This window comes from Burkholderia thailandensis E264 (assembly GCF_000012365.1).
In the GTDB taxonomy this organism is placed as follows: domain Bacteria; phylum Pseudomonadota; class Gammaproteobacteria; order Burkholderiales; family Burkholderiaceae; genus Burkholderia; species Burkholderia thailandensis.
In genome coordinates this window covers 1,456,534-1,482,430 of the sequence record NC_007651.1, presented here as the reverse complement: position 1 = coordinate 1,482,430, position 25,897 = coordinate 1,456,534, and the positions used below count along the sequence as shown (strand labels likewise).

The 25,897-nt window shown below is 69.3% G+C and carries 22 protein-coding genes; 11 read left to right on the top strand and 11 right to left on the bottom strand.

From position 1 onward, the window contains the following. Positions 1–92: 92 nt before the first annotated feature. Together mutL and miaA are read left to right on the top strand one after the other, a co-directional pair. Entirely contained in the window at positions 93–2,132 is a 2,040-nt protein-coding gene (gene mutL, locus BTH_RS18925) for a DNA mismatch repair endonuclease MutL (RefSeq protein ID WP_009889279.1), read from the top strand. Then, complete coding sequence (miaA, locus tag BTH_RS18920) at positions 2,129–3,103, top strand: tRNA (adenosine(37)-N6)-dimethylallyltransferase MiaA (RefSeq protein WP_009889277.1); 975 nt, start codon at positions 2,129–2,131, stop codon at positions 3,101–3,103. The genes mutL and miaA overlap by 4 nt, the downstream gene beginning before the upstream one ends. 24 nt (positions 3,104–3,127) lie before the next feature. Here the strand turns inward: miaA and BTH_RS18915 are convergent, their stop codons facing one another. Both BTH_RS18915 and purM read right to left on the bottom strand, forming a co-directional pair. Next, the gene (locus BTH_RS18915) at positions 3,128–3,520 is read right to left on the bottom strand and encodes a YybH family protein (RefSeq protein ID WP_009889275.1); all 393 of its coding nucleotides are present in this window, start codon (positions 3,518–3,520) and stop codon (positions 3,128–3,130) included. Between the two features lie 244 nt (positions 3,521–3,764). Continuing rightward, complete coding sequence (gene purM / locus BTH_RS18910; RefSeq protein ID WP_009889273.1) at positions 3,765–4,820, bottom strand: phosphoribosylformylglycinamidine cyclo-ligase; 1,056 nt, start codon at positions 4,818–4,820, stop codon at positions 3,765–3,767. Positions 4,821–5,124: 304 nt separating this feature from the next. On the opposite strand from purM, the gene hda reads away from it, so the two are divergent. From hda to panB, 6 genes are all read left to right on the top strand, one after another. Beyond that, on the top strand, positions 5,125–5,850 hold the full coding sequence (hda, locus tag BTH_RS18900) for a DnaA regulatory inactivator Hda (RefSeq protein WP_009889270.1): 726 nt from the start codon (positions 5,125–5,127) through the stop codon (positions 5,848–5,850). A 21-nt stretch (positions 5,851–5,871) separates the two neighbouring features. Further along, positions 5,872–6,558, top strand: a complete 687-nt coding sequence (locus BTH_RS18895) for an HAD family hydrolase (RefSeq protein ID WP_009889268.1) — start codon at positions 5,872–5,874, stop codon at positions 6,556–6,558. Beyond that, positions 6,555–8,099, top strand: a complete 1,545-nt coding sequence (pcnB, locus tag BTH_RS18890; RefSeq protein ID WP_009889266.1) for a polynucleotide adenylyltransferase PcnB — start codon at positions 6,555–6,557, stop codon at positions 8,097–8,099. Before BTH_RS18895 ends, pcnB begins: the two co-directional genes overlap by 4 nt. A 35-nt stretch (positions 8,100–8,134) precedes the next feature. After that, positions 8,135–8,662, top strand: coding sequence for a 2-amino-4-hydroxy-6-hydroxymethyldihydropteridine diphosphokinase (gene folK, locus BTH_RS18885; protein ID WP_009889265.1), 528 nt, complete (start codon positions 8,135–8,137; stop codon positions 8,660–8,662). Further along, the gene (locus BTH_RS18880) at positions 8,659–9,342 is read left to right on the top strand and encodes a deoxynucleoside kinase (RefSeq protein WP_009889263.1); all 684 of its coding nucleotides are present in this window, start codon (positions 8,659–8,661) and stop codon (positions 9,340–9,342) included. Before folK ends, BTH_RS18880 begins: the two co-directional genes overlap by 4 nt. Before the next feature lie 64 nt (positions 9,343–9,406). Further along, a complete protein-coding gene (gene panB, locus BTH_RS18875; protein WP_025369782.1) occupies positions 9,407–10,222 on the top strand; it encodes a 3-methyl-2-oxobutanoate hydroxymethyltransferase in 816 nt (271 codons plus the stop codon). A gap of 175 nt (positions 10,223–10,397) precedes the next feature. Here panB and BTH_RS18870 read toward each other — a convergent pair whose 3' ends face one another. From BTH_RS18870 to grpE, 5 genes are all read right to left on the bottom strand, one after another. Continuing rightward, positions 10,398–12,407, bottom strand: a complete 2,010-nt coding sequence (locus BTH_RS18870) for a chorismate-binding protein (protein ID WP_009889260.1) — start codon at positions 12,405–12,407, stop codon at positions 10,398–10,400. 31 nt (positions 12,408–12,438) lie between these two features. Further along, positions 12,439–13,569, bottom strand: a complete 1,131-nt coding sequence (gene dnaJ, locus BTH_RS18865) for a molecular chaperone DnaJ (RefSeq protein WP_009889258.1) — start codon at positions 13,567–13,569, stop codon at positions 12,439–12,441. Between the two features lie 263 nt (positions 13,570–13,832). Continuing rightward, complete coding sequence (dnaK, locus tag BTH_RS18860) at positions 13,833–15,785, bottom strand: molecular chaperone DnaK (RefSeq protein ID WP_009889255.1); 1,953 nt, start codon at positions 15,783–15,785, stop codon at positions 13,833–13,835. A gap of 145 nt (positions 15,786–15,930) precedes the next feature. Next, positions 15,931–16,362 carry a thioredoxin family protein gene (locus tag BTH_RS18855; protein ID WP_009889252.1) on the bottom strand — a complete coding sequence of 144 codons (432 nt, stop codon included), beginning with the start codon at positions 16,360–16,362 and terminating at the stop codon, positions 15,931–15,933. A 9-nt stretch (positions 16,363–16,371) separates the two neighbouring features. Beyond that, positions 16,372–16,908 (bottom strand): nucleotide exchange factor GrpE, encoded by a 537-nt coding sequence (gene grpE / locus BTH_RS18850; protein WP_009889250.1) that lies wholly within the window; start codon positions 16,906–16,908, stop codon positions 16,372–16,374. 357 nt (positions 16,909–17,265) lie between these two features. Here grpE and BTH_RS34555 point away from each other — a divergent pair, with 357 nt between their 5' ends. After that, entirely contained in the window at positions 17,266–17,427 is a 162-nt protein-coding gene (locus BTH_RS34555) for a hypothetical protein (protein WP_009904044.1), read from the top strand. Here BTH_RS34555 and BTH_RS18845 read toward each other — a convergent pair. From BTH_RS18845 to hrcA, 3 genes are all read right to left on the bottom strand, one after another. After that, the gene (locus tag BTH_RS18845; protein ID WP_009889248.1) at positions 17,399–17,806 is read right to left on the bottom strand and encodes an RNA-binding S4 domain-containing protein; all 408 of its coding nucleotides are present in this window, start codon (positions 17,804–17,806) and stop codon (positions 17,399–17,401) included. The two genes, BTH_RS34555 and BTH_RS18845, sit on opposite strands and share 29 nt — an antisense overlap. A 5-nt stretch (positions 17,807–17,811) precedes the next feature. Next, entirely contained in the window at positions 17,812–18,879 is a 1,068-nt protein-coding gene (gene hemH / locus BTH_RS18840; RefSeq protein ID WP_009889245.1) for a ferrochelatase, read from the bottom strand. Positions 18,880–19,099: 220 nt separating this feature from the next. Then, positions 19,100–20,122 carry a heat-inducible transcriptional repressor HrcA gene (gene hrcA, locus BTH_RS18835; protein ID WP_009889243.1) on the bottom strand — a complete coding sequence of 341 codons (1,023 nt, stop codon included), beginning with the start codon at positions 20,120–20,122 and terminating at the stop codon, positions 19,100–19,102. A gap of 131 nt (positions 20,123–20,253) precedes the next feature. Here hrcA and BTH_RS18830 point away from each other — a divergent pair, with 131 nt between their 5' ends. Together BTH_RS18830 and recN are read left to right on the top strand one after the other, a co-directional pair. Beyond that, entirely contained in the window at positions 20,254–21,153 is a 900-nt protein-coding gene (locus tag BTH_RS18830) for an NAD kinase (RefSeq protein WP_009889241.1), read from the top strand. Positions 21,154–21,183: 30 nt separating this feature from the next. Beyond that, positions 21,184–22,833 (top strand): DNA repair protein RecN, encoded by a 1,650-nt coding sequence (gene recN / locus BTH_RS18825; RefSeq protein WP_009889240.1) that lies wholly within the window; start codon positions 21,184–21,186, stop codon positions 22,831–22,833. Between the two features lie 247 nt (positions 22,834–23,080). Here the strand turns inward: recN and glnE are convergent, their stop codons facing one another. After that, on the bottom strand, positions 23,081–25,858 hold the full coding sequence (gene glnE, locus BTH_RS18820; protein WP_025369780.1) for a bifunctional [glutamate--ammonia ligase]-adenylyl-L-tyrosine phosphorylase/[glutamate--ammonia-ligase] adenylyltransferase: 2,778 nt from the start codon (positions 25,856–25,858) through the stop codon (positions 23,081–23,083). Positions 25,859–25,897 lie beyond the last annotated feature (39 nt).

Genomic DNA, 25,897 nt, shown 5'->3' with positions numbered 1-25,897 from the left:
TGCCTTAAGCGACCGTGAAATTTGGCCGACGAGCGACGTCGCGCACCGAACCCGGCAAGCGGTGCGTCGCGCGGCCTCGCTATAATTCCGCCATGTCCGAATTCACTGATTCCGCCGCGGGCCGCTCGGCCACGTCGCCCGCCGACGCATCCTCGTCCGCCTTGCGCCGTCTGCGCGCGATCCAGCCGCTGCCCGACCAGTTGATCAGCCAGATCGCGGCGGGCGAAGTGGTCGAGCGGCCCGCGTCCGTCGTCAAGGAGCTCGTCGAGAACGCGCTCGACGCCGGCGCGGGCACGCTGCGCATCCTGCTCGACGAAGGCGGCGTCAAGCGCATCTCGATCACCGACGACGGCTGCGGAATTCCCGCCGCCGAGCTGCCGCTCGCGCTGATGCGCCACGCAACGAGCAAGATCCGCTCGCTCGCCGAGCTCGAGGCGGTCGCGACGCTCGGGTTCCGCGGCGAGGCGCTCGCGTCGATCGCATCGGTGGCCGAAATGTTCATCACGAGCCGCACCGAGGACGACGCGCACGCGACGCGCATCGACGCGCAGACAGGCGTGCTCGCGCCCGCGGCCGGCACGCGCGGCACGACGATCGAAGTGCGCGAGCTGTACTTCAGCACGCCCGCGCGCCGCAAGTTCCTGAAGAGCGAGCAGACCGAATTCGGCCATTGCCTCGAAATGATCCGCCGCGCGGCGCTCGCGCGGCCGGACGTCGCGATCTCGGTGCTGCACAACGGCCGCGCGGTCGAGCACTGGAACGCGAGCGAGCCCGCCGCGCGCGTCGCGAAAATTCTCGGCGACGGTTTCGCGACCGCCCACCTGCCGCTCGACGAGCGCGCCGGACCGCTCGCCGTCTACGGCTGCGCGGGGCTGCCGACCGCGAGCCGCGGCCGCGCGGACCAGCAGTACTTCTTCGTCAACGGCCGCTTCGTGCGCGACAAGCTGCTCACGCACGCGGTGCGCGCCGCGTACGAGGACGTGCTGCACGGCGACCGCTACCCGTCGTACGTGCTGTTCCTCGATCTGCCGCCGGAAGCCGTCGACGTAAACGTCCATCCGTCGAAGATCGAGGTGCGCTTTCGCGATTCGCGCTCGATCCACCAGTTCGTGTTCCACGCTGTGCAGCGCGCGCTCGCGCGGCATGCCGGCGCGTCGCCGGAGACGACGGCGGGCGGCCACGCCGCGCACCTGTCGCCCGTCGAGCCGGCGCAGGCCGGATCGCCGGCCGCGCCGAGCGCGTCGTTCGTCCGCCCGGACGCCGCGGCAGCAGGCGCGGGCGTCGGCCATCCCGCGCCCGGCAACACGTGGCTGCGGCAATCGCGGATGACGCAGGGCACGCTGCCCGTCGCGCAACCGCTCGCGCTGTACGACGCGCTGTTCGGCCGCAAGGATTCGGGCGCGGGCACGCCGCACGGCACGACGGGCGTGCTCGAGGCGCGCGACGCGCCGGATGCGCCTGGCGCGCCGCTCTTCGCGAGCGCGCCGGGCGGCGCCGCGATGCCCGCGTTCTCCGCGGCGGGCGCATCCGATCCCGCGATGCACGACGAGCAGCCGCTCGGCTTCGCGGTCGGCCAGATCCACGGCATCTACGTGCTCGCGCAGAACGCGCGCGGCCTCGTGATCGTCGACATGCACGCCGCGCACGAGCGGATCCTGTACGAGCAGTTCAAGCGCGCGCTCGCCGATCGGACAGTCGCGGTGCAAACGCTGCTGATTCCGGTGTCGATGACGGCGACCCCCGTCGAGGTCGGCACAGCGGAAGAAGAACGCGAGACGCTCGACGCGCTCGGCTTCGATCTCGCGGTGCTTTCGCCCACGACGCTCGCGATTCGCGCGGTGCCGGCGCTCTTGAAGGACGCCGATCTGCAGGCGCTCGCGCGCGCGGTACTCGCCGATCTGCATGCGTTCGGCGGCTCGCGGGTGTTGACCGAGCGCCAGCACGAACTGCTCGGCACGCTCGCGTGCCATCACGCGGTGCGCGCGAACCGGCGTCTCACGCTCGACGAGATGAACGCGCTGCTGCGGCAGATGGAGGCGACCGAGCGCGCGGATCAATGCAACCACGGCCGGCCGACCTGGTATCAACTGACGCTCGGCGATCTCGACAAGCTCTTCATGCGCGGCCAATGAGCGAATCCAACGCAGCATCCGTGCGCACGGTCGCGTGCCTGCTCGGCCCGACCGCGTCCGGCAAGACGGCCGCCGCGCTCGCGCTCGCCGCGCGCCGGCCGATCGAGATCGTTAGCGTCGATTCGGCGCTCGTCTACCGCGGCATGGACATCGGCACCGCAAAGCCGACGCGCGAAGAGCGCGCGGCCGTGCCGCATCATCTGATCGACATCGTCGACCCGGCCGACGCGTACTCGGCCGCCGGATTTCGCGCCGATGCGCTGCGCGTCGTCGCCGAGATCGCCGCGCGCGGCCGCACGCCGCTCCTCGCGGGCGGCACGATGCTCTATTACAAGGCGCTGACGCAAGGGCTGAACGACCTGCCCGCGGCCGATCCGGACGTGCGCGCGACGCTCGACGCCGAAGCGGCGCGCGACGGCTGGCCCGCGCTGCACGCGCGCCTCGCGAGCGTCGATCCGGCAACGGCCGCGCGGCTCGCACCGAACGATGCCCAGCGGATCCAGCGCGCGCTCGAGGTGTATCTGTTGACGGGGCGGCCGATGTCCGCGCTTCTCGCCGCGCCGCCGCGCAACGACGACGCGGCGGCGGGCCTGCGGTTCGTGCCGGTCGCGCTCGAGCCGTCGGATCGCGCGGTGCTGCACGCGCGCATCGCCGCGCGCTTCGACGCGATGCTGGAAGCGGGTTTCATCGACGAAGTCGAGCGCCTGCGCCGGCGCGACGATCTGCATCTCGGGCTGCCGTCGATGCGCTGCGTCGGCTACCGGCAAGCGTGGGAGTATCTCGAAGGCGTGACGGACTACCGGATGATGCGCGACAAGGGCATCTTCGCGACCCGTCAGCTCTGCAAGCGGCAGCTCACGTGGCTGCGCGCGATGCCGGCGCGGATCGTCGTCGATTGCTGTGCGCAAGACGCGACCGCGCGCGCGGTCGACGCGCTCGAACGGGTGCTCGACGGCCGCACGCCGGCCTGATGCGCGCCCTGCGGCGCGGGCGCTTCAGGCGGCCGACGCGAGCAGGTTCGCGTCGCGCACAAGCCGCCAGCGGCCGTCCGACTTGCGCAGGATCGTTAGCGTATGTCCGGCGCGGCGCACGGTTTCGCCGGTGGGCGACGTCACGTCGATCTCGATGAAGTTGCGCAGATACGCCCAGTCGCCCAGCACACGCAGTTCGTCGATGCGGTAACGGCCGTCGATCCGCGGCGCCGGATTCGCCGCATTGGCGTCGCGCGACGCGGCGGCGAACGCGGCCTTGTCGAACGGCGGCCGGCCGGGCGTCATGAAGATTGCGTCGTCGGCGATCAGGTCCAGCACCGTCGTCAGATCGCCGCGGCGGCTGGCGACAAACCAGGTCTCGATCAGTTGGCGGATTGCGTGTTCGTCTTCGGTCATCATCGCTCCTTTTGTCGACCGCAGTTGGCGCTTTAGCGCTTACTGCGGTCCCATGCAAGGCTATCGACCGCAGTTGGCGCTTTAGCGCACTGCATGCAACCCATGCGCCACCATCAACCGCAACCGACGCGCCAGCCCTTGCTCCGCCCCCATGCCCCGCCGCCCTTCGCGGCGCGCGGCCAGAAAAAAAGCCGCCCGGATCGGCTCCGAGCGGCTTTCGAGATCGTCTCGACGGTGCGGTGCGTCAGACCACGACCGTCTGCGCCTCGCCTTCGCGGCTTGCGCGCACGGTGCCGATCTTCCACACCTGCTCGCCCGCTTCGGTCAACTGGCGGAGCGCTTCGTCGGCATCGGCGGCCGACACGATCACGGCCATCCCGATCCCGCAGTTGAACACGCGGTGCATCTCCGCATCGGCGACGCCGCCGTGCTGCTGCAGCCACTGGAAGAGCGGCGGCAGCGGCCACGCGCGCTGGTCGAGTTCGGCCGTGAGGCCGTCGCGCAGCACGCGCGGAATGTTCTCGACGAGGCCGCCGCCCGTGATGTGCGCCATCCCCTTCACCGCGATCTTCTCCATCAGCGCGAGGAGCGGCTTCACGTAGATGCGCGTCGGCGCCATCAGCGCGTCGGCGAGCGAGCGGCCGTGGAAATCGGCAGACAGGTCCGGATTCGCGCGCTCGATGATCTTGCGCACGAGCGAGAAACCGTTCGAATGGATGCCGCTCGACGCGAGGCCCAGCACGACGTCGCCCTCGGCGATCGCGCTGCCGTCGATGATCTTGCTCTTCTCGACCGCGCCGACCGCGAAGCCCGCGAGATCGTACTCGCCGTCCGGGTACATGCCCGGCATCTCGGCCGTCTCGCCGCCGATCAGCGCGCAGCCCGCCAGCTCGCAGCCCGTCGCGATGCCCTTGACGACGGTCGCGGCCGTCTCGACGTCGAGCTTGCCGCACGCGAAATAGTCGAGGAAGAACAGCGGCTCGGCGCCCTGCACGAGGATGTCGTTCACGCTCATCGCGACGAGATCCTGGCCGACCGTATCGTGTTTGTTCAGATGAAACGCGAGCTTGAGCTTCGTGCCGACGCCGTCCGTGCCCGACACGAGCACGGGCTCCCGGTACTTCTTCGGCACCTCGAACAGCGCGCCGAACCCGCCGATGCCGCCGAGCACGCCGTCGCGCAGCGTTTTCTTCGCAAAGGGCTTGATCTTGTCGACGAGCGCGTCGCCCGCGTCGATGTCGACGCCCGCGTCACGGTAGGACAGACCCTGGGCGTCGGGAGCGGATTTCGGAGGATTCATGGGGGAATGCGAGAAGGTCGGTAAAATGCGATTTTACCCGAAGCCGGCCGGGCGGCCGGAATTCCCCGCACCGATTCTTCAGGGAAAGCAACTTGCCCCGCGTTATGCCGCCATCGTCACCGTTTTCGCTGCTCGAGCGGCCGCGCCGCCGCCTGCTTCGCGCGGGCCGCCCGCGCGCCGCGCACCCGTTGCGCTCAAGCGCGCGCCGGGCGGCCGCGCTTGCCGCGGCCGGCACGCCCGGCCGCTCGCCGACGACGCCGCGCCGCCGCCCTTCGGGCACGCAACACCGGACCTGATTCGCACCGTGACTGTATCCCGTCAACTGACGCTCGACCTCGGCACCCCGCCGCCCGCGACGTTCGACAACTTCTACTCGGGCACGAACGCCGAGCTCGTCACGCGCCTGCGCGAGCTCGATCTCGCGCTCGCGGCCGGCCCGGTGGCCGACCGCACGTTCTACGTGTGGGGCGAGGCGGGCAGCGGCCGCAGTCATCTGCTGCAGGCGCTCGTGCACGACACGACTTACGGCCACGCGCGCTACGTGAGCCCGCAAGGCGGGCTCGACGCGCTCGCGTTCGATCCGCGCGTGTCGCTGTACGCGGTCGACGATTGCGACGCGCTCAACGACGCGCAGCAGATCGCGCTCTTCAACCTGTTCAACGAAGTGCGCGCGCACCCGATGACGGCGCTCGTCGTGGCGGGCCCCGCCGCGCCGCTCGCGCTCGACGTCCGCGAGGACCTGCGCACCCGCCTCGGCTGGGGGCTCGTGTTCCATCTCGCGCCGCTCACCGACGAAGGCAAGGCGGCCGTGCTCAAGCACGCGGCGAAGGAGCGCGGCATCGCGCTCGCCGACGACGTGCCTTCGTACCTCCTCACCCATTTCCGCCGCGACATGCCGAGCCTGATGTCGCTCCTCGACGCGCTCGACCGCTTCTCGCTCGAGCAGAAGCGCGCGGTGACGCTGCCGCTGCTGCGCGCGATGCTCGCCGCGCCGGAGCGCGACGAGCCCGCGCCGGGCCGGTTCAAGTAGCTTCAAGTAAAATGCGCATCCATGACTAATCTGGCACTTTTCGACCTGGATCACACGCTGATTCCGACCGACAGCGATCACGAGTGGGGCCGCTTCATGGTCCGGCTCGGCATCGTCGACGCGGACAGCTTCTCGCGTCAGAACGACCGCTTCTACGCCGACTACAAGGCCGGCAAGCTCGACATCCACGCGTACCTGAGCGCGATGCTCACGCCGCTCGCGAAATACTCGCGCGCGCAACTCGCGCAGTGGCACGACCAATACATGCATGAGGTGATCCGGCCGGCGATGCTGCCCGCCGCGATCGAGCTCGTGCGCCGGCATCAGGACGCAGGCGACCTCTGCTGCATCGTCACCGCGACGAACGAATTCATCACGCGGCCGATCGCGACCGCGTTCGGCGTCGATACGCTGATCGCGTGCGAAGTGGAAACCGTCGACGGCCATCCGGACTCCGCGTTCACCGGCCGCCCGACGGGCACGCCGAGCTACCGCGAAGGCAAGATCACCCGCACGCAGGCGTGGCTCGCGTCGCTCGGCAAGCGCTGGGACGATTTCGACCGCAGCTACTTCTACAGCGATTCGCACAACGACATTCCGCTCCTCGAAAAAGTCACCGACCCGATCGCGACCAATCCCGACGACACGCTGCGTGCATACGCACGCGAGCACGGCTGGCGCATCCTCGACCTCTTCCAACCGTCGTGATCAAAAAACTCATCCGCAAGCTGCTCGGGCAGGACGCCCGTACGGCGCAAGACGCGCCGCCGGCCCCGGCCGGCCCGATCGAGGCCGCGCCCGCCGCGCCGAGCCGCGCGAAATCCGCGCGCGGCGCCGCGAAGAAAACCCGCAACGGCGAGCCGACCATCGTGCACGCGAACGCGCACGGGATCGATCCCGCGCTCATCTCGAAAAACGCGATCCGCGTCACCGACACGCTGCAGCAAGCCGGCTTTCGCGCGTTCATCGTCGGCGGCGCGGTGCGCGACCTGCTGCTCGGCATCGCGCCGAAGGACTTCGACGTCGCGACCGACGCGACGCCGACCGAGGTCCAGCGCCTGTTTCGCCGCGCGCGGCTGATCGGCCGGCGCTTCCAGATCGTCCACGTGCAGTTCGGCCAGGAACTGATCGAAGTGTCGACGTTCCGCGCGCTCGTCGACACGCCGCAGGAGCCGCCCGCCGACGCCGCGCCCGCGAAGCGCCTGAAGCGCGACGAACTCGACCGCCGCACGCACGCGGTCGACGCGAGCGGCCGCGTGCTGCGCGACAACGTGTGGGGCGAGCAGCACGAAGACGCGGCGCGCCGCGACTTCACGATCAACGCGATGTACTACGATCCGGCGTCGCAGACGGTGCTCGACTACCACGACGGGATGGCCGACATGCGCGCGCGCCTGTTGCGGATGATCGGCGATCCGGCGACGCGCTACCGCGAGGACCCGGTGCGGATGCTGCGCGTCGTGCGCTTCGCGGCGAAGCTCGGCTTCGACATCGAGGAGAAGACGCGCGAGCCGATCAAGGAGCTCGCCGATCTGATCAACAACGTGCCGGCCGCGCGCCTGTTCGACGAAATGCTCAAGCTCCTGCTGTCGGGCCACGCGCTCGCATGCCTGAAGCAGTTGCGCAAGCAGGGGCTGCACCACGGGCTGCTGCCGCTCCTCGACGTCGTGCTCGAACAGCCGCAGGGCGAGAAGTTCGTCACGCTCGCGCTGAACAACACCGACGCGCGCGTGCGCGCCGGCAAGCCGGTGTCGCCCGGCTTCCTGTTCGCGACGCTCCTTTGGCACGACATGCGCCAGCGCTTCGAGCAATACACGGCCGACGGCGAATTCCCGGTGCCCGCGCTGCATCGCGCGATGGACGACGTGATCGACATGCAGACCGAGAAGCTCGCGATCCACAAGCGCTATTCGGCCGACATGCGCGAGATCTGGGGATTGCAGCTGCGCCTCGAGAAGCGCAGCGGCCGCAGCGCGCTGCGCCTCCTGGAACACCAAAGATTCAGAGCGGGGTATGATTTCCTCCTGTTACGCTGCGAATCCGGCGAGCTCGATCCGGGCGTCGGACAGTGGTGGACGGATTTCATCGACGGCGATGCCGCGACGCGCGAGGCGCTCCTCACGCAGGGCGGCAGTCGCGAGAAGTCGCCGCGCAAGCGGCGCCGCCGCAGCGGACGCAGCCGCCGGACGGCCGACGGCGCCGACAGCACGGAAGGCGCCGCGCGCGGCGAGTCCGACGCGAACGACTGACGCTTGCGCCGTCGAACGACGTAGGAAGGAAAGCCATGACGGTCGCTTATCTCGGGCTGGGGGCCAACCTCGGCGATGCGCGCCAGGCCTTGAAGGACGCAGTGGTCTGCCTCGCCCAGCAGCACGCCATCACGGTGCTCGGCAAGTCGAGCCTGTATCGCACGGCGCCCATCGACGCGGGCGGCGGCGACTACTACAACTGCGCCGTGAAGATCGACACGACGCTCGCCGCGCGCGCGCTTCTCGCGCTCTGCCAGAAGATCGAGCACCACTTCGGCCGCGAGCGGCCGTACCGCAACGCGCCGCGCACGCTCGACATCGACATCCTGCTCTACGGTGAACAGGCGATCGACGAACCCGACCTCGTCGTCCCGCATCCGCGCCTGACCGAGCGCGCGTTCGCGCTCGTGCCGCTCGTCGAGATCGAGCCGACTCTCGCCATTCCCGCGCGCGGCCGCGCCGACGAATTCCTCGCCGGCGTCGCGCATCAGCGCATCGAGAAAGTCCAGACCTGCCAGTGCCTGGCGATGCGGGCCGCCGCCGAAAAGAACCGCTGCCGATGAACTCGACACCGCTTACCGTCACCGCCCCCGACTGGCGGCCGCCGTGCCGCTACCTCGCGATCGAAGGGCCGATCGGCGTCGGCAAGACGACGCTCGCGACGCTGCTCGCCGAACGCTGGTCGATGCGTGCGCTGCTCGAACGCCCGCAGGACAACCCGTTTCTCGAACGCTTCTATCGCGACACCGCGCGCTACGCGCTGCCGACGCAGCTCGCGTTCGCGCTGCAGCGCGAACGCCAGGCGGGCGAGATCGCCGCGGCTTACGAAGCAAACATGCCGATCGTCGCGGATTTCATGCCGCAGAAGAACGAAATCTTCGCGCGGCTCACGCTACCCGACGACGAGTGGCAGCTGTACCGCTCGCTCGCCGCGCACCTCGCCGCGCCGGCGCCCGCGCCCGACCTCGTCGTCTACCTGCAGGCGAGCCCCGAAGTGCTGTTTTCGCGAATCCAGAAGCGCGGCGAGCCGATGGAACTGCAGATCGGCGACGCGTACCTGCGCTCGCTCTGCGACGCATACAACGAATTCTTCTATCACTACGACCGCACGCCCGTGCTGACGGTCGCCGCCGAGCACCTGAACCCGCTCGACTCCCCCGACGATCTTGCGCTGCTCGTCGATCGCATCGCGTCGATGCGCGGGCGCAAGGAATTCTTCGTCAAGGGCGGCAGCGCGCGCTGACCGACGCGCGCACCGTCGCCGAGCGCGGCGCCGCCCTTTTCCTCACCATCGAATCGGACCTCCCATGACCTACCTTCAGGAATCCAGCCGACCGGCCGTGACGGTGCCCAAGCTGCAGGCGATGCGTGAAGCCGGCGAGAAGATCGCCATGCTCACCTGCTACGACGCGAGCTTCGCCGCCCTCCTCGATCGCGCGAACGTCGACGTGCAACTGATCGGCGATTCGCTCGGCAACGTGCTGCAAGGCCAGACGACGACGCTGCCCGTCACGCTCGACGACATCGCGTACCACACCGCCTGCGTCGCGCGCGCGCAGCCGCGCGCGCTCATCGTCGCGGACCTGCCGTTCGGCACCTACGGCACGCCCGCCGACGCGTTCGCGAGCGCGGTGAAGCTGATGCGCGCGGGCGCGCAGATGGTCAAGTTCGAAGGCGGCGAATGGCTCGCCGAAACGGTGCGCTTCCTCGTCGAGCGAGCGGTGCCCGTGTGCGCGCACGTCGGCCTCACGCCGCAATCGGTGCACGCGTTCGGCGGCTTCAAGGTACAGGGAAAGACGGAAGCGGGCGCCGCGCAATTGCTGCGCGACGCGCGCGCGGTCGAAGAAGCGGGCGCGCAGCTCATCGTGCTCGAGGCCGTGCCGACGCTCGTCGCGGCGGAAGTCACGCGCGAGCTGTCGATCCCGACGATCGGCATCGGCGCGGGTGCGGAATGTTCCGGCCAGGTCCTCGTGCTGCACGACATGCTCGGCGTGTTCCCCGGCAAACGCCCTCGCTTCGTCAAGGATTTCATGCAGGGACAGCCGAGCATCTTCGCGGCCGTCGAGGCTTACGTGCGCGCGGTGAAGGACGGCAGCTTCCCCGGGCCCGAGCATTCGTTCTGACGGCGCGGCCGGTTCGCCCCCCCGCGCGCGCAGTCGCCTGCGGAATGCGGCGGCCCGCCGCACTTCGCGAAGCTCAACAAAAATGCGGCATCCGCACGTGCGGGATGCCGCATTTTTTTGCGAGCCGAAGCGCGGGTGACGCGATGCGCGCCCGTCCGATCGCTTCTTCGCGCGCCTATCGCCGCGCCGCCGCTTCGGCGGCCCGCACGAGCCGCGCGGGCACCGCGCCGCGCAGCGCGTTCGTCAGCATCAGCGCGTCGGCGCGCAGCACGTCGTCCAGCGTCATCACGCGCTCGGACGCCTGCCATGCCGGATCGTCGAGCAGCGCGCCGCGCATCACGCCCGGCAGCACGCCCGACGACAGCGGCGGCGTGAACCAGCGCCCGTCCAGCTTCACGAACACGCTCGTCCGCCCGCCTTCCGTCAATTCGCCGCGCTCGTTGAAGAACAGCATGTCGAACGCGCCGCGCGCCTGCGCGTCTTTCCACGCGCGATCGTAATCGGCGCGGCGCGTCGTCTTGTGCGCGAGCAGGAAGTCGCCCGAGCGCATCGGCGCGAAACCGTGCTCGTGCGCGAGCAGCACCGTAACCGCGTCGCCCGCGAGCGGCGCAAGCGGCGCGGCTGTGATGTCAAGCGCGCCGTCCTTCGCGAGCGCGACGCGACAACGATGCTCGCCGTCGGCAAGCTGCGCGCAGCGCGCTTCAATGCGCCGCTTCGCGGCGGCCTCGTCGAACGCGAAGCCGAGCGCATCGGCGCTCACACGCAACCGCGCGAGATGACGGCCGAGATGGCGCACGCCCGCGTCGCGCGCCGCGTGCATCGTCTCGAACAGCTGGAAGCCGGGATCGGCATCGGTCAGGAAACGCGCCTTCAATTCGCACTCCGCGTATTCGTCGGCGGCGACGCTGTCGAGCACGATGCCCGCGCCGACGCCCATCGAGCCCCGCCTCGCGCCATCGGCCGACGGCGCGTCGAGCGTCAGCGTGCGGATCGCGACCGACAGGCAGAAGTCGCCGCACGCGCCGGCCGGGCTCGCCGTGCTGGCACGCTTCGGCGCCTGCTCCGGCGCGGCTTCGCCCGCGCGCGCGCCGCCCGAAGCCGCGCCTGACGCCGCGCCCGCCGCACGCTCCGGCGCGAACGCGCCTGCCGCGCGTGCGGCAGGCGCCCCGCCGTCCGCACACGCATCGAGCCAGCCGATCGCGCCCGTATAGAGCCCGCGCGGCGTCGTCTCGATCGCGTCGATCAGTTGCATCGTCCGGTGCTTCGGCGCGCCCGTGATCGAGCCGCACGGAAAGAGCGCGCGCAACACGTCGGCGAACGTCGCGCCGTCGACGATGCCCGCCTCGACCGTCGACGTCATCTGCCACACCGACGCATACGGCTCGACCGAGAACAGCGCCGGCACCGTCACCGATCCGGTGCGCGCGATGCGCGCGAGGTCGTTGCGCAGCAGATCGACGATCATCACGTTTTCAGCGCGGTTCTTCGCATCATTCGCGAGAAACCGGGCCGCAGCCGCATCCTCGCGCGGATCGTCCGAGCGAGGCGCGGTGCCTTTCATCGGCCGTGCGCGCAGCAGCGCGCCCGACTTCTCGACGAACAGCTCGGGCGAGCACGACACGACCCACGCGCCGCCCGGCAGCGCGACGAGCGCGCCGTAGCGCACCGGCTGGCGTGCGCGCAGGCGACGGTACAGCGCGAGCGGCGCGCCGAACGCATCGAAGTGCAGCCGGTACGTGTAGTTGATCTGATACGAGTCGCCCGCGCGCAGCGCATCGTGCACGGCGGCGATCGCCGCGTCGAACGCATCGCGCGCGATGCTCTTCGTCACGTGCGCGACGCCCGCAGCCGACGGCTGCGCCGCACCGCCGTCGCGCGACGCGAGCCATGCGTCGGCCTCGTCGCGCGACAGCATCTCGCATCCGGCGAACAGCAGGAACCGCAGCGCACCGCCGCCCCGCTTGCCGAACTGCAGGTCGCGCCCGAACTCGTAGTCGCCGAGCACGACCGCGTGCAGCCCGCGCCGCGCATCGTCCGCGACGGCCGCGCACACCGCGTCGAGCCCGGCCGGATCGACGCATACGCGCTCGTGCGAGAAGCCCGAATACAAACGACTCGACCGCGCCAGCGCGGTCGAGTCGCAATCGTCGAAGAGCGCGAAAACCGCGCCCGCCTCGTCAGTCATCCTGCATCACCTGCGCACTGCGCGCCGAGCGTCACTCGAAGAAGCTCTTCACGCGATCGAACCAGCTCTTGCTCTGCGGGCTGTGACGCGGGCCGCCTTCCGCGAGCGACTTCTCGAACTGCTTGAGCAGATCGCGCTGCTGATCGGTGAGCTTCACGGGCGTCTCGACCTGCACATGCACATACAGATCGCCCGCGATGCTCGAACGCAGCCCCTTGATGCCCTTGCCGCGCAGACGGAACGTCTTGCCCGACTGCGTGCCTTCCGCCACCGTGAACGATGCGCGTCCGGCGAGCGTCGGCACTTCGATCTCGCCGCCGAGCGCCGCCGTCGTGAACGGGATCGGCATCTGGCAGTGCAGATCGTCGCCGTCGCGCTCGAACACCGGGTGCGGCTTGATGTGGATCTCGACGTACAGGTCGCCGGACGGCCCGCCGTTGATGCCCGGCTCGCCGTTGCCGGCCGAGCGGATGCGCATGCCGTCGTCGATGCCCGCCGGAATCTTCACTTCGAGCGTCTTGGTTTCCTTCACCTTGCCCGAGCCGTGGCAGTGCACGCACGGCTCCGGGATGTAGGTGCCGGTGCCGTGGCACTTCGGGCAGGTCTGCTGAATGCTGAAGAAGCCCTGCGACATCCGCACCGTGCCCTGGCCGTGACAGGTCGGGCAGGTTTCGGGCTTCGTGCCCGGCTTCGCGCCCGAGCCGTGGCAGATACCGCATGACGCCCAGCTCGGCACGCGGATCTGCGTGTCGTACCCGTGCGCCGCCTGCTCGAGCGTGATCTCCATGCTGTAGCGCAGGTCCGCGCCGCGGTACACCTGCGGGCCGCCGCGCCCGCGGCCGCCCCCCGCCGCCTGGCCGAAGATGTCGCCGAAGATGTCGCCGAACGCATCGGCGAAGCCGCCGAAACCTTGCGCGCCGGCCGCCCCCATGTTCGGATCGACGCCCGCATGGCCGTACTGGTCGTACGCCGCCCGCTTCTGGCTGTCCGACAGCATTTCATAGGCTTCCTTCGCTTCCTTGAAATGCTCTTCCGCATCCTTGCTGTCCGGATTGCGGTCGGGGTGGTACTTCATCGCGAGCTTGCGATATGCCTTCTTGATTTCGTCGTCGCTCGCATTCTTCGCGACGCCCAGAACCTCGTAGTAATCCCGTTTCGCCATATCGTTTCAATGCCGCCGCGCGAAGCGCGCGCAACGGCTCCTCTCGCTTCCAGTAAAGTCTTGCGACTGGTTGAGCGCCGCGCCCGCCGGCCCGCAGAAGCCGGCCGGCGCGGCGCTCGCCATAAAACAAATGTGCCCGGAGAGCCGCGAGGCCCGCCAGGCGCAAGTATGATCCGCCAATTCGGCAGTGAAGAAACGGACCCGGCAAACCGCGCCGCGCGCCCCGATCGAGAGCGCCCGGCGCGACCGACCACGCCCCGGCTTCAGTCCTTCTTCACTTCCTTGAAGTCGGCGTCGACGACGTCATCGGCCGTCTGCGCGCCGCCTTGCGCCGCACCTTCGGCCGCCGCCGCGCCGGCCGCACCCGCGGCGCCCGCCTGCTGCGCCTGCATGTCCGCGTACATCTTCTCGCCGAGCTTCTGCGACGCGGTCGCGACCGTTTCGATCTTCGCATCGATCGCCGCCTTGTCGCTCGACGCGTTCTTCAGCACGTCCTCGAGCTCCTTGAGCGCCGCTTCGATCTTCTCCTTCTCGCCCGCCTCCAGCTTGTCGCCGTACTCGGTGAGCGCCTTCTTCGTGCTGTGCACGAGCGCGTCGCCCTGGTTGCGGGATTCGGCGAGCTCACGCAGCTTGTGGTCTTCCGCCGCGTTCGCTTCCGCGTCCTTCACCATCTTCTCGATCTCGGCTTCGGACAGGCCCGAGTTCGCCTTGATCGTGATCTTGTTTTCCTTGCCGGTCGCCTTGTCCTTCGCGCCGACGTGCAGGATGCCGTTCGCGTCGATGTCGAAGGTCACTTCGATCTGCGGCACGCCGCGCGGTGCGGGCGGAATGCCTTCCAGGTTGAACTCGCCGAGCAGCTTGTTGCCCGCCGCCATCTCGCGTTCGCCCTGGAACACCTTGATCGTCACGGCGCCCTGGTTGTCGTCCGCCGTCGAGTACACCTGCGAGTGCTTCGTCGGGATCGTCGTGTTCTTGTTGATCATCTTCGTCATCACGCCGCCGAGCGTCTCGATGCCGAGCGACAGCGGGGTCACGTCGAGCAGCAGCACGTCCTTGCGGTCGCCCGACAGCACCTGGCCCTGGATCGCGGCGCCCACGGCCACCGCTTCGTCCGGGTTCACGTCGCGGCGCGGGTCCTTGCCGAAGAACTCCTTCACCTTCTCCATGACCTTCGGCATGCGGGTCTGGCCGCCGACCAGGATCACGTCGTCGATGTCCGACACCTTGACGCCCGCATCCTTGATCGCGATACGGCACGGCTCGATCGTGCGCTCGACCAGGTCCTCGACCAGCGCTTCCAGCTTGGCGCGGGTGATCTTCAGATTCAAGTGCTTCGGGCCCGACGCGTCGGCCGTGATGTACGGCAGGTTGATTTCGGTCTGCTGGCCCGACGACAGCTCGATCTTCGCCTTCTCGGCCGCTTCCTTCAGGCGCTGCAGCGCGAGCACGTCCTTCGACAGGTCGACGCCCTGCTCCTTCTTGAACTCGCCGATGATGTAATCGATGATGCGCTGGTCGAAGTCCTCGCCGCCGAGGAACGTGTCGCCGTTGGTCGACAGCACTTCGAACTGCTTTTCGCCGTCGACGTCCGCGATCTCGATGATCGACACGTCGAACGTGCCGCCGCCCAGATCGTACACGGCGATCTTGCGGTCGCCCTTCTCGGCCTTGTCGAGGCCGAACGCGAGCGCGGCCGCGGTCGGCTCGTTGATGATCCGCTTGACTTCGAGGCCCGCGATGCGGCCCGCGTCCTTCGTCGCCTGGCGCTGGCTGTCGTTGAAGTACGCCGGCACCGTGATCACGGCTTCCGTGACCGGCTCGCCGAGGTAATCCTCAGCGGTTTTCTTCATCTTGCGCAGCACTTCGGCCGACACCTGCGGCGGCGCGAGCTTCTCGCCGTGCGCTTCGACCCATGCGTCGCCGTTGTCCGCCTTGATGATCGAATACGGCATCAGGCCGATATCCTTCTGCACTTCCTTCTCTTCGAAGCGGCGACCGATCAGGCGCTTGACCGCGAAGAGCGTGTTCTTCGGGTTCGTCACCGATTGACGCTTGGCCGGCGCGCCGACGAGCACTTCATTGTCGTCCATGTACGCGATGATCGACGGCGTGGTGCGCGCGCCTTCCGAGTTCTCGATGACCTTGACCTGGTTGCCTTCCATGATCGCGACGCACGAGTTCGTGGTGCCGAGGTCAATACCGATGATCTTTCCCATTTTTCCTAATCTCCAGAAATCCTTGTTCGCTGCGGCATCGGCGGGTGGCTGCCCGCCTGGCCGCGCCAGATTCGACTCTGCACTCGAAATGAGTGCGGCCGCATCGTTTTCAAGATCCCGAAGTCGATGCGGCCATTAAATTTTTTCAATCGGCCGGGCGACCTGCTTTGCCCTCACCCGCGCCCGCATTCCCAGCCACGGCCTGCGCCTTCGCGCGCGCCGCGGCGACAGCCGCCTCGAACTGCGCGAGCCCGTGCCAGCCGGTCGCCCGGCCGAGCCGCTTGCCGCGCCAAAAGAAGAACCAGGTCGGCACGCCGTGCAGCACGAAGCGCCGCGCGAGCTCGCGGTGCGCGTAGACGTTGCCGTGGAACCACTTGAGGCCGAGCGCGCGAATCGCGTCCGGGTTCGCGAGCATCGCCTTCTTCGCGATTTCGCAGTTGAAGCAGTCAGCTCCCCAGAAGAACACGACGGCGAGCGCGTCGCCCGCGCTCGCGAGCCCGGCGTCGAAGTTCGCGGCGTCCAGCTCCTGCATGTCGAACGCCGCGAACGCGGTCACGTCGACGCCCGTGCCCGCCATCGCCGCCCCTTACTTCGGCTGCGCGACCGTCACGAGCGCCGGGCGCAGCACGCGGTCGGCGATCGTGTAGCCCTTCTGCAGCACGGCGACGACCGTGTTCGGCTCCTGGTCGGCGGGCACCATCGAGATCGCCTGGTGCAGATGCGGATCGAATTTCTCGCCGACCGGGTTGAGCGCCGCGACGCGGCCCTTCTCGAGCGCGCTCGTCAGCTGGCGCAGCGTGAGCTCGACGCCTTCGCGGACCTTCGCGAGATCGCCCGACGTGTCGCCCACCGCCGCCTCGAGGCTGTCGAGCACGGGCAGCAGGTTCTCGGCGAAACTCTCGATCGCGAACTTGTGCGCCTTCGCGACGTCGTCCTGCGCGCGGCGGCGCACGTTCTCGGTTTCCGCCTTCGCGCGCAGGAAGCTCTCCTGCAACTCGGCGATCTTGGCTTGAGCCTCGGCGAGCGCGGCTTCGGCAGCCGGCGCCGCGTTTTCCGCGGCCTGCGCCTCGCGACCGGTTTCTTCAGTCGTTTGGTCAGTCGGGTTCTCTTGCGTGTTTTCCATATCGCTAGAAAGTCGATTTAGAGGTTAAAGCCAAAACGGCAGCCGGTTCCGCGCCTGTTCACGCGAGCGGCCGGCGCCGCACAATATCGGTGCAAATGGGGCCCCAGGCGGCGATTTCAAGAGGGAATTCCACCGCCGTCGCGCCCTGCCGGCGATGCCGCGCCGCCGCTCGGCGGGCGACGGCCGGGATTCCGGCCGAAACGGCCTGTAACAACCCTTACCGACCGTTCGCTGGATCGCAACAGTGGGCTGAACTACACTTGCGACAAGCGCGTCGGGTGCCGCGTACCCCCTGTCCCGACAGCGCCCGACACCGGACCCGAGGCCCTTTCACCCGTCTTCTCGAGGGGGAGTACCGTGAAACTGACCTTCGCCATTTCGGCAGTCGCGCTGGTACTCATCGCCGGCACGACGACCATTTGCCTATCGGGCGCCGTCACCGATCGCACGACGGAATACGGCAGCGCCCGCGCGACGTTCGATCAGCTGTTCAGCTCCCATCCGAAAACCTGTCGATAATCCGGCGGTCCCGCTTCGTCGGCCGTCCGTGCAGCTCTGCCGAAGGCTCCCGGAAATGCCGGCGCCGCTCGAGTTCCGCAAGACGCTTCGCCCGCCCCGCTTCCGTCTCCGCGTAGAGCGTCTGCGCAACGCTCGCCGGCCCGCGCACGTCGCACACGCCGAGCACGTCGATTTCCCAGACGACGTGCTCGATCGTCACGTCGACCCGGTCGCCGACGCGCACGTCCTTCGCCGGCTTGACGGCCGCGCCGCCGATCTTCACCCGCCCTTTCTCGACGGCTTCGGCCGCGAGCGAGCGAGTCTTGAAAAAGCGCGCGGCCCAGAGCCACTTGTCGATGCGCAGCCGCGCGCCGGGTTCGGTCGAGATCTTGAAATTCATGGCAATCAGGTCACGGCTTCCGGCGCCGTCGCGACGCGCACCGGCCAGCCTTGCAGGTTTTCGGCGGCGATCTCGCCGAGCGCCGCGATCCACGCGTGCGACGCGTTCAGGCAAGGAATCCGGTGGAACTCCTTGCCGCCGCCATGCAGGAACTCGTCGCGCACTTCCATTCCGATCTCCTCGATCGTCTCCAGGCAGTCGGCGGTGAAGCCCGGGCAGAACACGTCCGCGCGCCGCACACCCGCCGCGCCGAGCTCCTTGAGGGTCGGCGCAGTATAAGGCTGAAGCCACTCCGCCTTGCCGAAGCGCGACTGGAACGTGACCCGGCACTCGAACGTCGTCAGGCCGAGCGCGGACATCAGGAGCGCGGCCGTCTGCTGGCATTGGTCGTGGTACGGATCGCCGAGATCGAGCGTTCGCTTGGGCACGCCGTGAAAGCTCAGCACGAGCTTGTCGCCCGAATCGAATGCCGGCCTGCCGTGCGCCGCCCAATACTGGCGAACCTGCTCGGCGAGCGCATGGATATAGGCCGGGTGATCCGCGTAGTGGCGCACGGTGCGCACCTCCGGCTGGTTGCGCATCCGGCCGAGCGCGGCGAACGCCGCGTCGAACGCGGTGGCCGTCGTCGAGGCCGAATATTGCGGATACATCGGCAGCAGCAGCACGCGCTCGGCGCCCGCGCGCTTCAGTTGCGCGAGCACGTCGGCGATGCTCGGCGTGCCGTAGCGCATCGCATAGTCGACGATCACGCGGTAGCCGTTCGCCGCGAACAGCGGCTTCAAGCTCTCGACCTGGCGCTCCGTATAGACGCGCAGCGGCGAGCCCTCGGGCAGCCAGACGGCCGCGTACTTCTTCGCGGACGCGCGGCCGCGCAGCGGCAGGATCAGCGTGCGCAGGATCACCTGCCAGACGAGTTGCGGGATCTCGACGACGCGCGGATCGGACAGGAACTGCGCAAGATAGCGGCGCACCGCGCGCGGCGTCGGCTCGTCGGGCGTGCCCAGATTGACGAGCAGCACGGCGACGCGGTGGGCGGCCGACGCGTGCGACGGCGGTTCGAGGTCAAAGCGCATGGAAAGAGCGTGCCGGGGCACCGAATCGAACGACACTCATTATAGCGGGGCGGCCGGGCGCCACCACTCGGCCGTCCGGCCAATTGCGCGGCGCCCGGCGGGCCGGCACGATGACGATGACGGATTCGAGCGGGAAACGAGCGGCAGGAGCGGCGTCGGACGCCGCAACAAGCGTGCTGAAAAGTATGACGAAATGGCGATGAACGGCGGATGGAACCGGTTACTGCTGGCTGAGCGTCAGCGACAGGAGGCGCGCGGTAATGTCGACGATCGGAATCACGCGGTTGTACGCCATCCGCGTCGGGCCGATCACGCCGAGCGTGCCGACGATCTTGCCGTTGACCTCGTACGGCGCGGTCACGACGCTCATCTCGTCGATCGGCACGAGCGTCGACTCGCCGCCGATGAAGATCTGCACGCCCTGCGCGTGACTCGACACGTCGAGCAGTTGCAGCAGGCTCGTCTTCTGGTCGAACACGTCGAACAGCTTGCGCAGGCGCGCCATGTCGGACGACAGGTCCGCCACTTCGAGCAGGTTGCGCTCGCCGGAGATCAGCACGGTCTCCTCGTCGGCGGGCTCCTCGGTGCTCGCCGTGACGGCCGCGTGCATCAGCGCCGTCATGTCGCCGCGCAACTCGTCGATTTCCCCGCGCAGCCGGCGGCGCACCTCGTCGAACGACAGGCCGGCGAAGTGCGCGTTGATGTAGTTCGACGCCTCGGTGAGCTGCGCGGGCGAGTAGTCGCGCTGCGTCGCGATCATGCGGTTCTGCACGTCGCCTTCGGGCGTCACGATGATGAGGAGAATCCGCTTGTCCGACAGGCGCAGGAACTCGATCTGCTTGAACACGTGGCTGCGGCGCGGCGTCAGCACGACACCCGCGAACTGCGACAGGTTCGACAGCACGCTCGCCGCGGCCGCGACGACCTTCTGCTGCGGCTCGCCCGCCTGCAGCGTGGTCTGCACGAGCCGCGTGACCGCGTCGGAATCGATCGGCGACTCGACCGTGAGCATCGTGTCGACGAACAGCCGGTAGCCGCGCGGCGTCGGCACGCGCCCCGCCGACGTATGCGGGCTCGACACGAGGCCGAGCTCCTCCAGGTCGGACATCACGTTGCGGATCGTCGCCGGGCTCAGCTCGAGCCCGGAATAACGAGACAACGTGCGCGATCCGACCGGCTGACCGTCGGCGATATACCGCTCGATCAACGTCTTGAGGAGGGTTCGTGCGCGTGGATCTAACATGATGGAAAATTTTAGCGCAACCGGGCGGCGCCCGCGAGCGCCGCTTGCGCGCCGCCCGTCCCGCGCCCGTTTTGCCGGCCGGCCGCCGGCGGGCGGTTCTTTTCGTCATCGAGCTATGGTGTAATGCCGGCATGAAAATCGGCCACCAATTCCATACCGTCGCGCTCGTCGGGCGCAGCAACACGCCCGGCATCGCCGAGCCGCTCGCGTCGCTCGCCGCGTGCATCGCGAAGCGCGGCTTCGAAGTCGTGTTCGAGGCGGACACCGCGCAGGCGCTCGGCAGCACCGGCTACCCGGCGCTCACGCCCGCCGAGATCGGCGCGCGCGCCGACGTCGCGGTCGTGCTGGGCGGCGACGGCACGATGCTCGGCATCGGCCGCCAGCTCGCGCCGTACAAGACGCCGCTCATCGGCATCAACCACGGCCGGCTCGGCTTCATCACCGACATCCCGGCGTCCGACATGCAGGAAGTCGTGCCGATGATGCTCGCGGGCAGCTACGAGCGCGAGGAGCGCACGCTGCTCGAGGCGCGGATCGTGCGCAACAACGAGCCGATCTACCACGCGCTCGCGTTCAACGACGTCGTCGTGAACCGCAGCGGCTTCTCCGGGATGGCCGAGCTGCGCGTGTCGGTCGACGGCCGATTCATGTACAACCAGCGCTCGGACGGCCTCATCGTCGCGACGCCGACGGGCTCGACCGCATACGCGCTGTCGTCGCAGGGGCCGATCCTGCATCCGCAGCTGCAGGGCATCGTGCTCGTGCCGATCGCGCCGCACGCGCTGTCGAACCGGCCGATCGTGCTGCCGGACGATTCGAAGATCGCGATCCAGATCATCGGCGGGCGCGACGTGAACGTGAACTTCGACATGCAGTCGTTCACCGCGCTCGAGTTGAACGACACGATCGAAGTGCGCCGCTCGAAGCACACGGTGCCGTTCCTGCACCCGGTCGGCTACAGCTATTACGCGACGCTGCGCAAGAAACTGCACTGGAACGAACACCCGTCGAACGAAGAAGACGACGAATAAATCCCGACGCCCCCCTTCCGACCGACACCCATGCTCCGCCACCTCTCGATTCGCGATTTCGTCATCGTCGCCGCACTCGACCTGGAATTCGACAGCGGCTTCACCGTTTTCTCAGGCGAAACCGGCGCCGGCAAATCGATCCTGATCGACGCGCTCGCGCTCGCGCTCGGCGAGCGCGCCGACGCGAGCGTCGTGCGCACCGGCAGCGGCCGGGCCGACATCAGCGCCGAATTCACGCCGCACGACCGCGTCGCGCGCTGGCTCGACGAGCACGCGTTCGATGCCGACGACACGGTGATGCTGCGGCGCGTCGTCGACGCGAACGGCCGCTCGCGCGCATTCATCAACGGCACGAGCGCGACGCTCGCGCAGCTGCGCGAAGTGGGCGAGATGCTCGTCGACATCCACGGCCAGCATGCGCACCAGTTACTGATGCGCGCGGACGCGCAACGCGAGCTGTTCGACACGCACGCGGGGCTCGCGGCGGACGCGGCCGCGGTCACGCGCGGCTATCGCGCATGGCGCGACGCGACGCACGCGATCGACGCCGCGCAGGCGCACGAGCGCGAGCGCCAGCTCGAACGCGAAAAGCTCGCGTGGCAGCTCGCCGAGCTCGACAAGCTCGCGCCGCAGCCGGGCGAATGGGACGAGATCAGCGCCGAGCACAAGCGGCTCACGCATTCGGCAAACCTGATCGACGGCGTGCAGGGCGCGCTCAACGCGATCTCGGAATCCGACGACGCGATGCTCACGCAGTTGGGCGCGATCGTGTCGAAGTTGAGGAGCCTCGCCGAATACGATCCCGCGCTCAACGACGCGCTCGCGTCGCTCGAACCGGCCGAGATCCAGTTGCAGGAGGCGTCGTACTCGCTGTCGCACTATGCGCAGCGTCTCGACCTCGATCCGGACCGGCTCGCGCAGGTCGAGACGCGGCTCGACGCGCTGCATTCGACCGCGCGCAAGTTCCGGCTGCCGCCCGAGACGCTGCACGGCGAGCACGAGGCGCGCCGCGCGCAGCTCGCCGAGCTCGACGCCGCCGCCGACCTGAGCGCGCTGCAGGCGATCGCCGACAGGGCGAAGGACGCGTATCTCGCCGACGCGAAGAAGCTGTCGAAGGCGCGCGCGCAGGCGGCGAAAGCGCTCGGCGCGGCGGTGACGACGGGCATGCAGGAATTGTCGATGGCGGGCGGCAGCTTCGAGGTCGCGCTCGTGCCGCTCGCCGAAGGCGGCGCGCACGGGCTCGAGCAGGTCGAGTTCCGCGTCGCGGGTCATGCGGGCGTGCCGCTGCGGCCGCTCGCGAAGGTCGCCTCGGGCGGCGAGCTCGCGCGGATCAGCCTCGCGCTCGCGGTGATCGCGAGCGCGGCGAGCCCGACGCCGACGCTCATCTTCGACGAAGTCGACACGGGCATCGGCGGCGGCGTCGCCGAGGTGGTCGGGCGGCTGCTGCATCAGCTCGGCCAGATGCGGCAGGTGCTGTGCGTGACGCACCTGCCGCAGGTCGCCGCGCGCGGCGATCATCACTTCCAGGTCGCGAAGGGCGAGGACGGCGAAGGCGGCACCGTGTCGACGGTCGTGCCGCTCGATCGCGCGAGCCGGATCGAGGAAGTCGCGCGGATGCTGGGCGGCCTCGAGATCACCGCGACGACGCGCAAGCACGCGAAGGAAATGCTGACCGCGTGACGCAGCGCGCGCCGGCCGCGACGGATTCCGCGCGGCCGCGGCGGCCGGCTCGGCCGCCCGCGCGACCTCGGGCACATCGTCGCCCGCGTCGCCCGGGCTTCCGCCGCGCGCAGACGGATCGCGCGACGAAATCGCGCGAAAACCGGCACGCGGCGGCGGCCGGCTCCCCCCGCGTCGCGAGCGTCGCGCGGCGGCCGCGTTCAGGCGCCCCGCGCGGGCCGTGCTTCGGCTTCCGCCGCGCTTGCCGCTACGCGCCGAACGCGCGCTCCCACAACGCGACCACGGCCCGCCGCTCGGCCGCGACCCGCTCGGGCTCGACGCGCGCCTTCTCCATCCCGTCGAGCCGCAGCCGGTGCTGGAGCTTCCGGTAGGTCCGGTACGCGGCGCCGACCGTCTCCGCCTCCGCCTCGCTCATCAGCCCGAAGCGCGACACCTCGCGCAGCAGCGCGATGTTGCCGGTGTTGCGGATCATCTCCGGCTGCTGCGCCGCATGCAGCAGCACCCAGTACTGGACGACGAACTCGATGTCGACCATCCCGCCGCGGTCGTGCTTCAGGTCGAACAGCTCGGTCGTGTTCGGGTGCCCGGCAAGCACCTTCTCGCGCATCTCGACAATCTCCTTCGCGAGCACCGCCGCGTCGCGCGGCGTCGTCAGCACCTGCACGCGAATCGCCTCGAACGCCGCGCCGATCCGCGCGTCGCCCGCGCTGTAGCGCGCGCGCGTGAGCGCCTGATGCTCCCAGACCCACGCGGTGTTCGCCGCGTCGCCCTCGCGCAGCTGGTAGCGGCGGAACGCATCGAGATCGGTGACGAGCAGGCCCGCCTCGCCGTTCGGCCGCAGCCGCAAATCGATGTCGAACAGCGTGCCCGCGCCCGTCGCGGTCGTGAGCCATGTGATCAGACGGCGCGCGAACGTCGTGTAGACGTCGGCCGCGCGCTCGTCCGGATCGTCGTACAGGAAGATCAGATCGAGATCGGACGCGTAGCCGAGCTCCTTGCCGCCCAGCTTGCCGTACGCGATCGCCGCGAAGCACGGCGTGTCGCGATGGCGCTTCGCGAGTTGCGACCAGACGACTTCGATCGTCACGTCGAGCATCGCGTCGGCGAGCTCCGACAGGCGGTCGCTCACGTGCTCGACCGACAGCCGGCCGGCCAGATCGAGCAGCAGGATCCGGAACACCTCGGCCTGATGCGCGTGGCGCAGCAGGTCCATCTGATGCTCGGCGCCGTCGGCGGCCGCGAGCCGCCGGCGCAGCGCGTCCTTGAACGCCGGCCAGTCGAACGGGCTGTCGATCGCCTCGTCGTCGAGCAGTTCGTCGAGCAGTTGCGGATGCCGAATCAGATAATCGCCGCCCCAGCGCGTCGCGCCGAGCACCGACAGCACGCGCCGCAGCGCGGCCGGATATTCGGTCAGGAGCGCGAGATACGCCCCGCGCCGGCCAACCGTCTCGAGCAACTCGAAGCAGCGCACGACGGTCTCGTCGCGATGCGCGGCGTCGATGCCGGGCGCCGCCTCGAGCGCGCGATGCGCGACCCGGTCGAAACGCACGCGGCTCGATTCCGGCAGCCCCGCGTAGCGCGACGAGCGCCACACCGCCTGCAGCCGCGCGAGCACGGCCGCCGGATCGGCGAAGCCGAGCTCGGCCAGTCGCCCGACGAGCGCGTCGTCGGCGCCGTCGTCGGCGAGCGCGCTGCTCCAGATGCAGCCCGCCGCCTGTTCGTCCTCGCGCCGCGCGCCGCCGCCCGCCTTGTCGGCGAACACCTGATCGAACTGCGCCTCGACGAACGCGCGATGCCGGTCGAGCTGGGCGATCAGCGCCGCGTAATCGGCGAAGCCGAGCGACGCGGCGAGCGCCGCGCGCTCGGCCGGATCGACGGGCATCGCGTGCGTCTGCGCGTCGTTGCGGTATTGCAGCCGGTGCTCGAGCGTGCGCAGGAACAGATAGGCATCCGTCAGCCCCGCGCGCACTTCCTCGGCGATCAGCCCGCTCGCGCTCGCATGGCGCAGCACGGCGAGCGTCGGCTGCACGCGAAAGCCCGCGTCCTGCCCGCCGCGGATCAGCTGGAACACCTGCGCGCTGAACTCGATCTCGCGGATTCCGCCGCGGCCGAGCTTGATGTCGTCGGCCTTGTCGGGCCGCATCGTCGCGCGCCGCCGCGCCTCCTGGCGAATCTGCTCGTGCAGCGAGCGGATCGCGCCGATCACGCCGAAATCGAGATAGCGCCGGTAGACGAACGGCTTGACGATCGCATCGAGCTGCTGCGCGAGGCGGCGCGCGGCGGCGCTCTCGCACTCGGTCACGAGCCTGCCCTTGATCCACGCGTAGCGCTCCCATTCACGCCCCTGCACGTAGAAATATTCCTCCAGCATCCCGAGGCTGCAGACGAGCGGGCCGGAATCGCCGTTCGGGCGCAGCCGCATGTCGACGCGAAACACGTAGCCGTCGGCCGTCGCCTCGGACAGCACGCCGATCAGGCGCCGGCCGAGCCGCGTGAAGAACTCGTGCACGGAAATCGGCGCGCGCGCGCCGCCCGCCGTCTCGCCGTCGTCCTCGTAGACGAAGATCAGATCGACGTCCGACGATACGTTCAGCTCGCGGCCGCCGAGCTTGCCCATGCCGACCACGCCGAGCGCGAGACGCTCGCCCGACGGGCCGCGCGGCTCGCCGTACTGCGCCTCGAGCTCCGCGGCGAGCAGCGCGACCGCGCGCTGGATCGCCGCCTCGGCGAGGTCGGTCATCGTGCCGGTGACTTCGGCCACGTCCGCGCGCCCCGACAGGTCGCGCTCGGCGAGCGCGCCGAACGCCTCGCCCCGCAGCTGCCGCAGCGCCTTTTTTAGCGCGTCCTCGGACGGCGACGGGCCGCTTTGCGCGAGCAGTTCGTCGAGGCGCGCGTCGAGCGCCGCGCGCGCGACGGGCGCGGCCGCCCACGCGGCGATGCGCTCGGCGAGCGCCGGCCGCGCCGCAGCCGCGCGCGCGAGATAGTGCGAATAGGACAGGGACAGCAGATCGGTGGCGTCGGTCATCGTCAAGCGCGCGTTGCGCGGTGAAAGGCCGCGAGCCGC

Coding starts and splice junctions, on each gene's coding strand:
- mutL (WP_009889279.1), top strand. CDS start 93: ATGTCCGAATTCACTGATTCCGCCGCGGGCCGCTCGGCCACGTCGCCC.
- miaA (WP_009889277.1), top strand. CDS start 2,129: ATGAGCGAATCCAACGCAGCATCCGTGCGCACGGTCGCGTGCCTGCTC.
- BTH_RS18915 (WP_009889275.1), bottom strand. CDS start 3,520: ATGACCGAAGACGAACACGCAATCCGCCAACTGATCGAGACCTGGTTT.
- purM (WP_009889273.1), bottom strand. CDS start 4,820: ATGAATCCTCCGAAATCCGCTCCCGACGCCCAGGGTCTGTCCTACCGT.
- BTH_RS18895 (WP_009889268.1), top strand. CDS start 5,872: ATGACTAATCTGGCACTTTTCGACCTGGATCACACGCTGATTCCGACC.
- folK (WP_009889265.1), top strand. CDS start 8,135: ATGACGGTCGCTTATCTCGGGCTGGGGGCCAACCTCGGCGATGCGCGC.
- BTH_RS18880 (WP_009889263.1), top strand. CDS start 8,659: ATGAACTCGACACCGCTTACCGTCACCGCCCCCGACTGGCGGCCGCCG.
- panB (WP_025369782.1), top strand. CDS start 9,407: ATGACCTACCTTCAGGAATCCAGCCGACCGGCCGTGACGGTGCCCAAG.
- BTH_RS18870 (WP_009889260.1), bottom strand. CDS start 12,407: ATGACTGACGAGGCGGGCGCGGTTTTCGCGCTCTTCGACGATTGCGAC.
- dnaJ (WP_009889258.1), bottom strand. CDS start 13,569: ATGGCGAAACGGGATTACTACGAGGTTCTGGGCGTCGCGAAGAATGCG.
- dnaK (WP_009889255.1), bottom strand. CDS start 15,785: ATGGGAAAGATCATCGGTATTGACCTCGGCACCACGAACTCGTGCGTC.
- BTH_RS18855 (WP_009889252.1), bottom strand. CDS start 16,362: ATGGCGGGCACGGGCGTCGACGTGACCGCGTTCGCGGCGTTCGACATG.
- grpE (WP_009889250.1), bottom strand. CDS start 16,908: ATGGAAAACACGCAAGAGAACCCGACTGACCAAACGACTGAAGAAACC.
- BTH_RS18845 (WP_009889248.1), bottom strand. CDS start 17,806: ATGAATTTCAAGATCTCGACCGAACCCGGCGCGCGGCTGCGCATCGAC.
- hemH (WP_009889245.1), bottom strand. CDS start 18,879: ATGCGCTTTGACCTCGAACCGCCGTCGCACGCGTCGGCCGCCCACCGC.
- hrcA (WP_009889243.1), bottom strand. CDS start 20,122: ATGTTAGATCCACGCGCACGAACCCTCCTCAAGACGTTGATCGAGCGG.
- BTH_RS18830 (WP_009889241.1), top strand. CDS start 20,254: ATGAAAATCGGCCACCAATTCCATACCGTCGCGCTCGTCGGGCGCAGC.
- recN (WP_009889240.1), top strand. CDS start 21,184: ATGCTCCGCCACCTCTCGATTCGCGATTTCGTCATCGTCGCCGCACTC.
- glnE (WP_025369780.1), bottom strand. CDS start 25,858: ATGACCGACGCCACCGATCTGCTGTCCCTGTCCTATTCGCACTATCTC.